Annotated in this window: 12 protein-coding genes; 9 read left to right on the forward strand and 3 right to left on the reverse strand. The window is 47.9% G+C overall.

All coding sequences use genetic code 11. The features are described from left to right. Positions 1-105: 105 nt before the first annotated feature. The 4 genes from FYJ39_RS07290 (at position 106) to FYJ39_RS07305 (ending at position 3,915) form a co-directional block, all read left to right on the forward strand. Positions 106-969, forward strand: a complete 864-nt coding sequence (locus FYJ39_RS07290) for a hypothetical protein (protein WP_154471803.1) — start codon at positions 106-108, stop codon at positions 967-969. Between the two features lie 330 nt (positions 970-1,299). Next, positions 1,300-2,271, forward strand: coding sequence for a transporter substrate-binding domain-containing protein (locus tag FYJ39_RS07295; protein WP_353847324.1), 972 nt, complete (start codon positions 1,300-1,302; stop codon positions 2,269-2,271). A gap of 103 nt (positions 2,272-2,374) precedes the next feature. Continuing rightward, entirely contained in the window at positions 2,375-3,175 is an 801-nt protein-coding gene (locus tag FYJ39_RS07300) for an amino acid ABC transporter permease (RefSeq protein ID WP_154471804.1), read from the forward strand. Next, complete coding sequence (locus tag FYJ39_RS07305) at positions 3,172-3,915, forward strand: amino acid ABC transporter ATP-binding protein (RefSeq protein WP_154471805.1); 744 nt, start codon at positions 3,172-3,174, stop codon at positions 3,913-3,915. Before FYJ39_RS07300 ends, FYJ39_RS07305 begins: the two co-directional genes overlap by 4 nt. A 107-nt stretch (positions 3,916-4,022) precedes the next feature. On the opposite strand, the gene FYJ39_RS20465 is transcribed toward FYJ39_RS07305, so the two are convergent. Continuing rightward, positions 4,023-4,196 carry a hypothetical protein gene (locus tag FYJ39_RS20465; protein ID WP_178258484.1) on the reverse strand — a complete coding sequence of 58 codons (174 nt, stop codon included), beginning with the start codon at positions 4,194-4,196 and terminating at the stop codon, positions 4,023-4,025. 67 nt (positions 4,197-4,263) lie between these two features. Further along, entirely contained in the window at positions 4,264-5,865 is a 1,602-nt protein-coding gene (locus FYJ39_RS07310) for a CTP synthase (RefSeq protein ID WP_154471806.1), read from the reverse strand. A gap of 231 nt (positions 5,866-6,096) precedes the next feature. Here FYJ39_RS07310 and ftsH point away from each other — a divergent pair, with 231 nt between their 5' ends. Beyond that, positions 6,097-8,088 carry an ATP-dependent zinc metalloprotease FtsH gene (gene ftsH / locus FYJ39_RS07315; protein ID WP_235919766.1) on the forward strand — a complete coding sequence of 664 codons (1,992 nt, stop codon included), beginning with the start codon at positions 6,097-6,099 and terminating at the stop codon, positions 8,086-8,088. A gap of 160 nt (positions 8,089-8,248) precedes the next feature. Here ftsH and FYJ39_RS07320 read toward each other — a convergent pair whose 3' ends face one another. Continuing rightward, entirely contained in the window at positions 8,249-9,202 is a 954-nt protein-coding gene (locus FYJ39_RS07320; protein WP_154471807.1) for an AraC family transcriptional regulator, read from the reverse strand. A 160-nt stretch (positions 9,203-9,362) separates the two neighbouring features. On the opposite strand from FYJ39_RS07320, the gene dapF (FYJ39_RS07325) reads away from it, so the two are divergent. The 4 genes from dapF (FYJ39_RS07325) to dapF (FYJ39_RS07340) all read left to right on the forward strand — a co-directional run bounded on the left by dapF (FYJ39_RS07325) (position 9,363) and on the right by dapF (FYJ39_RS07340) (position 13,222). After that, positions 9,363-10,223, forward strand: a complete 861-nt coding sequence (gene dapF / locus FYJ39_RS07325) for a diaminopimelate epimerase (protein ID WP_287848008.1) — start codon at positions 9,363-9,365, stop codon at positions 10,221-10,223. A 238-nt stretch (positions 10,224-10,461) separates the two neighbouring features. Next, complete coding sequence (glnA, locus tag FYJ39_RS07330; protein ID WP_154471808.1) at positions 10,462-11,799, forward strand: type I glutamate--ammonia ligase; 1,338 nt, start codon at positions 10,462-10,464, stop codon at positions 11,797-11,799. Positions 11,800-11,835: 36 nt separating this feature from the next. Next, positions 11,836-12,384 (forward strand): ANTAR domain-containing response regulator, encoded by a 549-nt coding sequence (locus tag FYJ39_RS07335; protein ID WP_287848010.1) that lies wholly within the window; start codon positions 11,836-11,838, stop codon positions 12,382-12,384. Positions 12,385-12,391: 7 nt separating this feature from the next. Next, the gene (gene dapF, locus FYJ39_RS07340) at positions 12,392-13,222 is read left to right on the forward strand and encodes a diaminopimelate epimerase (RefSeq protein ID WP_154471809.1); all 831 of its coding nucleotides are present in this window, start codon (positions 12,392-12,394) and stop codon (positions 13,220-13,222) included. Positions 13,223-13,296: the final 74 nt, after the last annotated feature.

The raw sequence follows: 13,296 nt of genomic DNA on the forward strand, positions 1-13,296 counted from the left end.
GGATTCCTGATTGACTGGAAGAATTGTAATCAGATTGTAATGCTGTGATATAATTGGTTGAAAACAGAACGTAACTATAAAGTCAGTGGGAAAGCAGGTATAGGGATGGCGATTTCAACAAGAGGAGCTTTAATAAATTCATACAAACATTTTTTTATAGCTGTGGACAGCTTTGAGAATCGGTTGCTAAAGGGAAGGATGTTTCATGAAAGTATGGAGGAAGCAGCAGCTTTTAGCTGCCTTACAGAGCTGGTAGTGACGTTGGAGCGCCTGTTTGATAAGCTGCAGTATCCCATGAAAAGTGTTCAGCAGAGAAGCTTTAACAGAAAGCTTACCGAAGCTTTTCCAGGTGAAATACCCCACGAGATCAGGAATACAGGTAAGGACAGAAAAGGAACCTTGAGTAATTTCCTTCTTCAGGTGAAATACCGGTTTTACGCAAGCTGGCAGGGGGAGGTTACAGATCTGAGCGATGGATCTGGCATCTCCTTTGCAAGCTTAATTGAATTAATGGATTATCTGGGCGAAAGGCTGGGTGGAATTGACAGGGAGAGAGGGGCAGGCTGCGGCAGGCAGGTGGGCTCTTCGTCCGGTCTGTGCGATGGCAGGTATGTTATAGAGGGGAACCCAGCCAGTCCGGCAGTGGAGGGCCTCCCTGTTTTTGTAAATGGATATCAGATTAAGGAAGTGATAGAGAGCATGGCTATGCCTTTTTTAAAAGGAGAGATGAATCATATGATACCCATTACACTCCAGGTGGCAGCAGAAGGCGTGGAATTTGAAACCTTTATAGTTCGAGTACTGTTTAAGCGCAATGGAACCTGGCAGGGAACCATCGGCTGGAGGGAGAAGCGCATTCAGGTAAGCTTTCGGAGTTTTCTGGAAATACTGCTCCTGATACATGAGGCAGTGAATCAGAGGGAACTGTGTTTTGGGATAGAAGCTGATCAATCAAACTCAGAGATTTGATCCCGTCATAAGAATTGATATAGTTTCTATCCATTGACAATAGGGTTCTTTGGTAGTAGTCAGATCGGATACCATGCGCAGCATCCTTAGTTCTCGCTCACGAGTTTCTGGCGGCATGAATCAATATACATCCGGCAACACAATATTGGTGTATTTGTGGCTGTTTTTACAGTGATTTACACTGTTTTTTCGCATAAAAAAACATAAATAGGTATTGGAAAACAGAATAACTTATGCTATACTTACGACGTTAAGCGCATGTTTCAGGAAAATGAAGCGCGCCGCAGGATAGAGGGCAGAGCCCAGCTGTTTAAGATAGTGAGGCATCAGATGACAATAAGTCATACCTGTGTGATAGGTGTGGCTTTTTTCTTAAATGGTCAGGCTGGAATAAGTATGTTTAAGGGAGAGATTATTATGAAAATGAACACGAAAAAAGTTTTAGGTTTGGGCCTGGCGGCTGTACTTGCAGTTGGTTCACTGACTGCCTGCAGCGGCAGCGGGGACACTTCTTCGGCTGCTGTCACAGCAGACAGCTCTGCGGCCGGCGGGGAGAGGAAGACCCTGCGTGTTGCTATGGAGTGCGCATATGCGCCTTATAATTGGACGCAGCCTGATGACGCCAATGGGGCGGTTCCCATTGCGGACAGCAATGAGTTTGCCTATGGATATGATGTTATGATGGCAAAGAAGATTGCTGATACCTTAGGGTATGACCTGGAGATTGTGCGTCTGGACTGGGATTCCCTGATTCCTGCTGTTACAACCGGACAGGTTGACTGCGTGATTGCGGGACAGTCCATTACTGCTGAGCGCCTTCAAGCAGTAGATTTTACAGAGCCTTATTACTATGCAACGATTGTCACCCTGGTTAAGGAAGGAAGCAAGTATGAACATGCTGCCAGCGTGGCTGATCTTGCAGGAGCTACCTGCACTTCTCAGCAGAGTACGATCTGGTACAATACCTGTTTGCCCCAGATAGAGGGGGCCAATATTCTGGCGGCTACTGCCAGCGCGCCAGACATGCTGATGTCACTTAATGCAGGAAAGTGTGATTTGGTTGTAACAGACCAGCCTACAGGAAAGGGAGCTTTGGTTGCCTATCCTAATTTCAAGATGCTTGAGTTTGAGGGCGAGGGCGCCTTTCAGGTAACAGATGAGGATGTTAATATCGGAATTTCTTTAAAGAAGGGGAATACTGAATTAAAGGATGCCATCAACAGCGTTCTTACAACTATGACGAAGGACGATTTCTCCGCCATGATGGACGAGGCAATTTCTGTTCAGCCTATGGCAAACTAACAGGATTTACAAAAACCGCAGCAGCCGGCAGCAGGACATGGATTGTTCGCCGGGCTGGCTGCCTGGGGAATTAAGTACGTATGGAAAAGTAAGGAGAAGGGATATGCCAACAGATTTTTTCAGCCGTGTAATGCTTGTATTTAACCGGTATGGTATGTCAATGCTGCAGGGCGCAGGCACCAGCCTTAAGATTGCCCTGGTGGGAACCCTGGCAGGATGCGTCATCGGTTTTGCAGCAGGTATTGTTCAGACGATACCTGCACAGCGGGGTGATAATCCGGCAAAGAGAGGGCTGCTATGGATCGTTAAGGCAGTTTTAAACGCTTATGTGGAGTTTTTCAGAGGCACTCCAATGATGGCTCAGGCCATGTTTATTTATTACGGGCTTCTGCCTCTGTTGAAGATTAATATGACCAGCATACAGGCGGCCTATTTTATTTTGTCCATCAATACCGGGGCATATATGGCGGAAACAGTCCGGGGCGGTATACTTTCCATTGATTCCGGTCAGACTGAGGGAGCCAAGGCCATTGGTATGACCCATGTTCAGACCATGATGTATGTAATCCTGCCTCAGGCCCTGAGAAATATTATGCCTCAGATCGGCAACAACCTGATTATCAATATTAAGGACAGCTGCGTCCTTTCTGTAATCGGTGTGGTGGAGCTGCTTTATAAAACAAAAGCGGCGGCAGGGGCCTTGTATATGAACTTTGAGACCTACACCATTACTATGATTATGTACTTCATTATGACCTTTACCTGCTCGAGGATTCTTCGCTGGTGGGAGGATCGTATGGACGGAGCGGACAATTTTGATTTGGCTACTACGGATACTCTGGCTCATACCAGCGGCATGTACAGCTACCAGGCAGATAAGTCTGCGAAGGAGGAAGGAAGATGAAGGGAGATAGGATATTAGAAATCCGTCATTTGAGCAAAACCTTTGGTACAAATCTGGTGCTTAAGGATATTGATTTTTCAGTAAGCAGTCAGGATGTTACCTGTATTATCGGCGCGTCAGGCTCCGGAAAGTCTACCCTTCTTAGATGCCTGAACCTTTTGGAGACCCCTACTACCGGTGAGATTATGTACCATGGCACAGACATTGCGGACAGAAAGGTGAATGCTCCCCAGTACCGTTCCAGAGTGGGCATGGTGTTTCAGAGCTTTAACCTGTTTAACAATATGACAGTTTTGGAAAACTGTATGATTGGACAGATCCGTGTTCTCAAGAAAAATAAGGGAGCGGCTCAGAAAAATGCCATGTACTATTTGGAAAAGGTGGGAATGGCCCCTTATATCAATGCAAAGCCGAGACAGCTTTCGGGAGGTCAGAAGCAGAGAGTTGCGATTGCAAGAGCCCTGGCTATGGAGCCTGAGGTATTGCTGTTTGACGAGCCTACCTCAGCTCTGGATCCGCAGATGGTCGGCGAGGTTTTGGAGGTTATGAGAAAGCTGGCTGAGGAAGGGCTGACTATGATTATCGTTACCCATGAGATGGCATTTGCAAGGGATGTTTCCAGTCATGTAGTTTTTATGGCCGGGGGAGTCATTGTAGAGGAAGGCCCTCCGAAGTCTATCTTCGGTTCGCCCAGGGAAAGGCAGACTCAGGAGTTCCTCAGCAGATTTATGCATGGATGAGGTGTGCGGGGAATGGCTGAAGGAGGGATTGGCTTGTACGGCTGAAGCTTTGCCGGTTCATGAAAAAGAGCAGAGATTAGCACTCTCTGCTCTTTTTGCGCCGGGATTCAGCCCTGGCATTTATCGCCTGTGTTCGCTTTGGTAATATAGGGATATAGATCCTCATAGGCTTCCAGCTCTTCCTTTGATTGGGGGAGAGAAGGAATCAGCCCGGTGCAGTCAGTAGCGGAACAGGATTGGATATCAATATCGAAGGGGTCATTGTGATGATCTGGTTCCATAATAAATTCACCTCCATTTGCTGTTGTGTGTCATAGTTAGTGTGTGTGAAGGTGAATTTTTTTATACTTAGTTCGTATTCATTGCCGCCTCAATAAATCCTCGGAACAGAGGATGGGGACGGTTGGGACGTGATTTCAATTCAGGATGGGCCTGGGTAGCTAAAAACCAGGGGTGATCCGGAAGCTCTATCATCTCTATAATACGACCGTCGGGAGAGATGCCAGATAGCTTCATGCCGTGCTCTGTCAGGCTGCTGCGATAGTCATTATTTACCTCGTAGCGGTGCCTGTGGCGTTCGTGGATGGTTTCCTGCCCATAGATCTCATAGGCCCTGGAGGACTTGTCCAGCACGCAGGGATAAGAGCCGAGCCTTAAGGTGCCTCCGATATCCTCGATACCGTCCTGCTCAGGCATCAGATGTATGACAGGATGGGTAGTAGATGGGTTTAATTCTACGCTGTGAGCGTCATGGAGGCCGATGACATTTCTGGCGAATTCCACAATGGAAAGCTGCATGCCCAGGCAGAGGCCCAGGAATGGAATTTTGTTTTCCCGGGCATACTGGATGGCATATACCTTTCCGCCAATGCCACGGTCTCCGAAGCCGCCGGGAACCAGAATACCTGTTACGTCTGAGAAAATCTCAGATACATTTTCAGGAGTTACAGTTTCGGAATCTACCCACTTGATGTGTACTCGGGCGTGATTTGCTACTCCGCCGTGCTTTAAAGCTTCTACTACAGAGATATAAGCGTCGTGAAGCTGTATATACTTGCCTACCAGGGCTACGGTGACTTCTCTTTTAGGATGCTTCCAGGTATCAATCATGCTGGCCCAGCCGGTGAGATCTGGTTCCGGACAGGGAAGATTGAGACATTCGCAGGCGGACTGAGCCAGACGCTCCTGTTCCATTACCAGAGGAACCTCATAGAGCACTTCTACATCCAGATTTTGGAGCACATGGCTGGGAGAGACATTACAAAATTGGGCAATTTTGTTCTTAATGCTTTCATCCAGCGGCTTTTCGGAGCGGCATACAAGAATATCAGGCTGGATTCCCATACCTTGAAGATCCTTTACGCTGGCTTGGGTCGGCTTTGTTTTAAGCTCCTGAGAAGCCTTCAGATAGGGAATGAGGGTTACGTGGATAATACAGGTGTTTCCTGGTCCGGCATCGTGCTGGAATTGGCGGATAGCCTCCAGGAAGGGCTGGCTTTCAATGTCGCCCACAGTGCCTCCTACTTCGATGATGGCGATTTCTGTTTCCGAATCTGAGAAATTGCGGTGAAAGCGGCTTTTGATTTCGTTGGTAATGTGGGGAATTACCTGAACGGTGCCGCCTCCGAAGCCGCCCCGGCGCTCCTTTTGAAGGACGCTCCAGTAGACCTTGCCGGTGGTGACATTGGAATTGCGTGTAAGACTTTCATCAATGAAGCGCTCGTAGTGGCCCAGATCCAGGTCCGTCTCAGCGCCGTCATCGGTCACGAATACCTCTCCGTGCTGCACCGGGTTCATAGTTCCGGGGTCAATGTTGATGTAAGGGTCAAATTTCTGCATGGTTATCTTATAGCCTCTGGCTTTTAAAAGCCGGCCAAGGCTTGCCGCAGTAATTCCTTTGCCAAGACCGGATACAACGCCTCCGGTTACAAAAACGTATTTGACTGGCATGGTGGGGATAACCTCCGTTTCTGTAGTGTGTGATATACTGTATAGAGTGTCTGAAAAATAACTGATACATTATACATCCAGACTAAAAATAAATCCAGAGGTTTTTTGCAAAAATTTAAGAAAATTAACTGTTCTTTTCTTGATTTATGGGGAGACTGACACTATAATGGTAGAGAATGGGTTTTTGTTGGAATGTATTAATGACTCATTCAGAGGGAGAATTTGTACAATATGGATAATAATAACAAGCAAGATCCAAACAGCAGAAGTAATTGGCAAACCATCGCGATGCTGGTGATTGCGGCCATACTTACATTCAGCGTAGTCAGCGGCATGAATTCCTATCTGAATTCCAAACGGCGCCATGAATTATCCTACAATGAATTCGTGAAGATGATAGACGCAGGTGAGGTGGAGGCTATCAGTATAGGAAATACAGAGATCAAGGTCACTCCGAAAAAAGGAAATACCAAATATTCTCAGGATTTGGATTATTATGTAGTGCGTTTGGAGGGAGATTACAAGTTTGTGGACCGCGTCCTGGAGAATGGCGTAGTTACCAACCGGGAAAATAAGGATCCAAGCACCATACTGCTGATACTTGCAAACTATGCGCTTCCCTTTTTGTTCTTTCTGCTCCTTATGAACTTTACCATGAAGCGAATGGGCGGCAGCGGAATCATGGGTGTAGGTAAGAGCAATGCCAAGATGTACGTCCAGAAGGAGACGGGCATTACCTTTAAAGATGTAGCAGGAGAGGATGAGGCTAAGGAATCCCTGACGGAGATTGTGGATTTCCTCCACAACCCAGGCAAGTATACTAAAATAGGAGCTAAGCTTCCTAAGGGAGCTCTGCTGGTAGGTCCTCCGGGAACCGGTAAAACACTTCTTGCAAAGGCAGTGGCGGGAGAGGCCCATGTGCCCTTTTATTCTCTGTCAGGCTCAGACTTTGTAGAGATGTTTGTGGGAGTAGGCGCGTCCCGTGTACGTGATTTGTTCAAAAATGCTACAGAGAACGCTCCCTGCATTATTTTCATTGACGAGATCGACGCCATCGGCCGTAGCCGTGACAGCCGCATGGGGGGGAATGACGAGCGGGAGCAGACCTTAAACCAGCTTTTAAGTGAGATGGATGGCTTTGACTCTACCAAGGGACTTCTGGTTCTAGGCGCTACCAACCGGCCTGAGATTCTAGATCCGGCTCTTCTCCGTCCAGGACGTTTTGACCGTCGTGTAATCGTGGATAAGCCCGATCTAAATGGCCGTATTAATATTCTGAAGGTACATTCAAAGGATGTGCTGCTGGATGATTCAGTGGACTTTAAGGAGATAGCTCTGGCCACCTCCGGTGCAGTGGGTGCGGATCTTGCCAATATGATGAATGAGGCAGCTATAACTGCGGTAAAGCATGGACGCGGCGCTGTGTCCCAGAAGGATCTGTTTGAGGCAGTGGAAGTGGTGCTTGTGGGCAAGGAGAAAAAGGATCGGATTATGAGCAAGGAGGAGCGCCGCATTGTATCCTATCACGAGGTGGGACATGCGCTGGTGAGCGCTCTGCAAAAGCATTCCGAACCTGTGCAGAAGATCACGATTGTGCCAAGAACCATGGGGGCCTTGGGCTATGTGATGAATGTTCCTGAGGAGGAGAAGTACCTGAATACCAAGAAGGAGCTGGAGGCCAGGCTTGTAGAGATGATGGGAGGCCGTGCGGCTGAGGAGATAGTTTTTGATACTGTAACCACAGGTGCGGCTAACGACATACAGCAGGCTACCAACCTGGCCAGAGCCATGGTCACCCAATACGGTATGTCTGAGAAGTTTGGCCTTATGGGGCTGGAATCCAAGGAGAATCAGTATCTGAGCGGCCGGTCGGTCTTAAACTGCGGAGATGCGACTGCGGCTGAGATCGATCAGGAGGTAATGAAAATACTAAAGGATTCCTATGATGAGGCTATCCGTCTTTTGAAGGATAACCGTGACGCTATGGATCAGATCGCAGATTTCCTCATTGAGAAGGAGACCATCACAGGTAAGGAGTTTATGCAGATTTTCCGCCAAGTGAAGGGATTGCCTGAGCCCGAGGCCAAACAGGAAGAGGGCGGGGAAGGGCCTGAGAGCCTTGAGACGGGGAAACAGGCGGAGCTGACGGCTGCAAAAGATGCCGCCGGGGCGCCTTCCTGGTCCCAGCAGGAAGCGGGCAAAAGCCAGAGTAATCAGGATTGAAAGCAGTAAGATCAGTTAGTAAGGAAAGGACAGAACATCCCGCAAGAGATGAAAAAGCCCGGAATCCCCGATGCATGGGTACTCCGGGCTTTTTTGCCCTGCTTATTAGTCGTTCTTAATAGAATAACGATAGCCGTGCCATAAGGGGAGTAGGGAAGAATCAACCGTTAAAAAAGGCTTTGGTTGGTTCCGCTTCTGTGATAGAGAGCTCCTCTTTCTTCATGAATTTCTGGCGTTTAGGAAGATAACCAAAATGCTGCTTGTAGGCTCTGAGAAATGTGGAATAGTTATTAAAACCGCAGATATAGCAGGCTTCAGTGGCTTTAGTCCCTCCCTCCAGAAGCTCTCTGGCCTTGAGCAGGCGTTTTTCTGTGATATAGCTTCCAATGGTGCGTCCTGTTTCTTCCTTAAAGGTGCGCATCATATGGTAGGGGCTCATGGAAATAAGAGAGGACAGGCGATCTATTTTCAGCTCTTCCTCCAAATGCTCATTGATATAGGAGATAAGTCCTGAGACCCGGTAATCCAGAGTGCTGGTAGGCAGATACTGGGCATTGGAATCCGAGGAAAACCGGTTTAGCTGGATCAAAAATTCCAGGCATAGAATACGGCTGTAAAGAGAGCCGGCAAATTCCTGATCCTGCCAGTTTTGGGAGTGCTCCAGTCTTTTAAGAAGGGACAGGAGAGCGTGTTTGGCATCCTCCTTTAGGCGCAGCACCTGGGAATGGCGGTAGGAGGCGGCCTTAAAGCAATGGTCTAATGCTGCTCCTTCCTGGCTGAATCGGTTTAAGAAAGCTGGCGATAAATATAGTAATATCCTTTCATAGGGAAGGGTATCCTCCACCTCTGGCCGATGGATCTGCCCCCGATTGACAAGTACTATGTCATAAGGGCAAAGCTGATAGGAGCGGCCCTCCACTACATAGCTTACGTTTCCCTCCAGAAGAAGAGTTATTTTCAGAAAGTCGTGATAGTGAGGTTCGTAAATGCGTTTCTTCTTGTCCTTTAAATGGAAGAGGCGGAAATCTTCCTTTAGGTATCCCTGCTTTTTACAGACAGGGTCAGATCCTTCTGCCGAGGGTCTGCCTGTAACAGGTACGCTCTCCTGCTTCATAATTTTTCGTTCCTTCCTCAAGCTTTTATATATGTAGCATATTATAAAATATAATAGCATTATTTGCAATAAATTATAGCATAAATTTGATTTTATTTTAAAATAATGCCTGATAAAATCATAAATAAAGAATAACCAAAGGGGACGGAGGTATAAGATTGTGAGATTGGTGGTAGAAAAATATCATGGTTTAGGCAATGACTATCTGGTTTACGATCCGAATAAAAACAAAATGAAGCTGAATCCGGCCAATGTTCAGCTAATGTGTAATCGCAATTTCGGAATAGGCTCAGACGGTATTCTGGAGGGCCCTGTCATGGAACATGACCGAATAGCCATGATTGTCTGGAATCCAGATGGAAGCATTGCTCAAAAAAGCGGTAATGGAGTTCGTATATTTGCTAAATATTTAAAGGATGCAGGATATGTTCAGAAGAAGGATTTTACTATCACCTCCCAGGGGGGAGAGTCTGCCATTCACTATCTGAACGAGGAGGGAACCAGGCTTAAGGCCTCAATGGGAAAGGCTACCTTCTGGAGTGATGCGGTACCGGTGGAGGGGCCCCGCCGTGAAATTATCAACGAAACTATGGTATTCGGCAGGATTCCCTACCCTGTAACCTGTCTTTCTGTGGGTAATCCTCATTGCGTAATCCTCATGGATGAGATTTCAAAGGATCTGGTATGCCGTATCGGGAAGTATTCTGAGAGCGCAAAGCAATTCCCGGAGAAAATCAATACCCAGATTATCAAGGTGCTGGACAGGACACATATCCAGACTGAGGTATACGAGCGGGGAGCAGGCTATACCCTGGCCTCCGGCAGCGGCTGCTGTGCGGCCGGTGCGGCGGCTTACCGTCTGGGACTGACAGATCCCAAGATGGAGGTTCGGATGCCAGGAGGCGCTTTGGAGGTGGAGATTGCCGAGGACGGTGTTGTTCATATGACAGGAGATGTGGGCTATGTGGGAACCATTAAGCTGGGAACCCATTTCACCCAACAGCTTCGCACATTGAAGTGATTCAATCTATAAAATGATTCTTACGCATTGACAAAGGAAAAATGTTTGTGCTATATTTTGGGTAGCTTCAAGCACTTGGAGCCTGTCTCGTAGGCTCTGACGCGGGATGTGCGAACGATAGTTAACGGGGTCTTATCGGGCCTGCTATTTTCAAATTGAAGCGGGAGCGTCGCGAAACGTCCCCGCTTTTTAGCATTTACCTGTAAAATAAAGCTATTTCCAAGAGAGGAGGCTGCATATGAGAAAATACAGTAAAGATGATATAATGCGTATGGCAGAGGAGGAGGATGTAGAATTTATACGCCTCCAGTTTACGGATATCTTCGGCATGCTTAAGAATGTGGCTGTCACCTCCAGCCAGCTGGACAGGGCGCTGGATAACCGCTGTATGTTTGATGGCTCTGCCATAGAGGGCTTTGTGAGGATTGATGAGTCTGACATGTACCTGTTTCCAGATTTGGATACCTTTGAAATTCTGCCATGGAGACCCCAGCAGGGAAAGGTGGCAAGGCTGATCTGTGACGTACACAACCCGGACGGCACTCAGTTTTTAGGTGATCCTAGGTATGTTTTAAAGCGTGCTGTAAAAAAAGCTGCTGACAGAGGCTATGTGTTCAATGTAGGGCCGGAGTGCGAATTTTTCCTGTTTCATACAGATGAGGAAGGTAGACCCACCACCAGAACTCATGAGATGGCCGGGTATTTTGATGTTTCTCCGATTGATCTGGCAGAGAATGTACGCAGGGATATTGTGATGAATCTGGAGGAAATGGGCCTTGAGGTGGAGGCCAGTCACCATGAACTGGCCCCTGCTCAGCATGAAATTGATTTCCGTTATACAGACGCCCTGAAGGCGGCCGATAATATTATGACCTTTAAGATGGCAGCCAAGACCATTGCAAAGCGCCACGGCCTTCATGCTACATTTATGCCAAAGCCCAAGGAGGGCGTTAACGGCTCAGGCATGCATATCAATATGTCTCTCTCAGACAGAAAGGGCAGAAATTTGTTTGCGAAGGAGAGTGATCCGTTGAAGCTGAGCCAGGAGGCGTACTGGTTTATGGCGGGTATTCTTCACCATATGAAGGCCATGACCATACTTACAAATCCTCTGGTTAATTCCTATAAACGCCTGGTACCGGGCTATGACGCGCCTATCTACATTGCATGGTCCTCTACCTCCAACCGCAGCTCCTTGATCCGAATCCCTTCTCCAAGGGGGGAAAATACAAGAATTGAGCTGCGCTGCCCGGACTCTGCCATGAATCCCTATTTGGCGCTGGCCGCCTGTCTTAATGCAGGTCTGGACGGAATTGAGAAGAGGATGGCGCTGCCTGCCTGCGTGGAGGGCAATATGTTTGCTATGGAGCTGGAGGAGTTAAGGAGAAGGAATATAGAGCGTATACCAGAAACCTTAGGTGAGGCCGTTGAGGCTTATGAGGGAAGTGAATTTATAGTTGAAGTGTTGGGGGAGCATATTTACACCAAGTATCTGGAGGCCAAGAAAAAGGAATGGAGGGCTTTCAAGGCTCAGATAACAGATTGGGAAGTAAGTGAGTATCTGTATAAATACTAGAGCTGCAATACAGAGGCTTACTGGGAGGTGAGATATGTGGCGAATATTATTGTTGCGTTTTCCAGGCCCGAGGACGGCAGGAATATAAAGGGGATTCTGGTGAGAAATGGTTTTCAGGTAGCTGCTGTCTGCACGTCAGGAGCTCAGACAATTACGGCTGCAGAAGGCTTAAGCAGCGGTATTGTAGTCAGCGGCTACCGGTTTGAGGATATGCTTTATAACGAGCTGCGCCAGTATTTGCCGTCGGTATTCGGTATGCTTTTGATTTCCTCTCCCGGCAGGTGGGGCGGCCAGGCTATGAGCGATGTAATCTGCCTGCCCATGCCCCTGAAGGTAAACGATCTGGTAAGCACCCTGGAGATGATGGTTCAGCGTCAGATTCGTATCCGCAGAAAGCTGCGATGCGGACCAAGAAAACGAAGCCTTAAGGAGCAGGATTTAATCGAACAGGCAAAGGCGCTTCTCATGGAGCGCAACAATATGACAGAGCCGGAAGCCCACCGGTATATACAAAAGTGCAGTATGGACAGCGGAACGAACCTGGTGGAGACGGCTCAGATGGTAATTAGCTTGATACATGTGTGAGGTGTCTATGAAATTTACGAAAATGCAAGGAATCGGCAACGATTATGTATATGTGAACTGCTTTGAAGAAACCGTAAGGGAGCCTGGAAGGGTGGCCCGGTTTGTTAGCAACCGTCATTTCGGTATCGGCTCTGACGGATTGATACTGATTTGCCCGTCGGATGCGGCTGACTGCCGGATGGAGATGTACAATGCGGACGGCTCTCAGGGAATTATGTGCGGCAACGGAGTCCGCTGTGTGGGAAAATATGTCTATGACCATGGACTGGTGCCTGGAGACAGACGCCAGGTTACAGTGGAAACGTTGGGAGGAATTAAAACTCTGGATTTGGAAATCCAAGAGGGAAAGGTTGTGTCCGTCACAGTGGACATGGGAGAGGCTGCGCTTACCTCCGGGCTTCCAGAGGATATACAGGTTAATGGACAGGATTATCAATTCGTTGGTATCAGCGTGGGAAATCCCCATGCAGTCTATTTTATGGAAGAAATTGACAGCCTGGATCTGGAACGGATAGGCCCCGGCTTTGAGCTCCATGAACGGTTTTGTCCGGAGCGTGTGAACACGGAGTTCATCCAGGTGCTGGACAGGCGACATCTAAGGATGCGGGTTTGGGAGAGGGGAAGCGGAGAAACGCTGGCCTGCGGTACAGGAGCGGCAGCCAGTGTCATGGCATCCATTCTCATGGGATATGTGGAGGATGAGGTAAAGGTGTTTCTCAGAGGCGGAAGCCTTCGTATCCGCCTGGATAGGGCCACAGGCCATCTCTTTATGACAGGGCCTGGGGTAGAGGTTTATAGTGGAGCTATTGACATCCCGGAAGAAATATACTATGATTGACACATTAAAAATTCTGCGTCAATCTACAGCAGACTTAATAAAATAAGGCAAACAAACACTCTCAGGGAGCAGGA

Source organism: Clostridium porci, from assembly GCF_009696375.1.
Classification (GTDB): Bacteria; Bacillota; Clostridia; order Lachnospirales; family Lachnospiraceae; genus Enterocloster; species Enterocloster porci.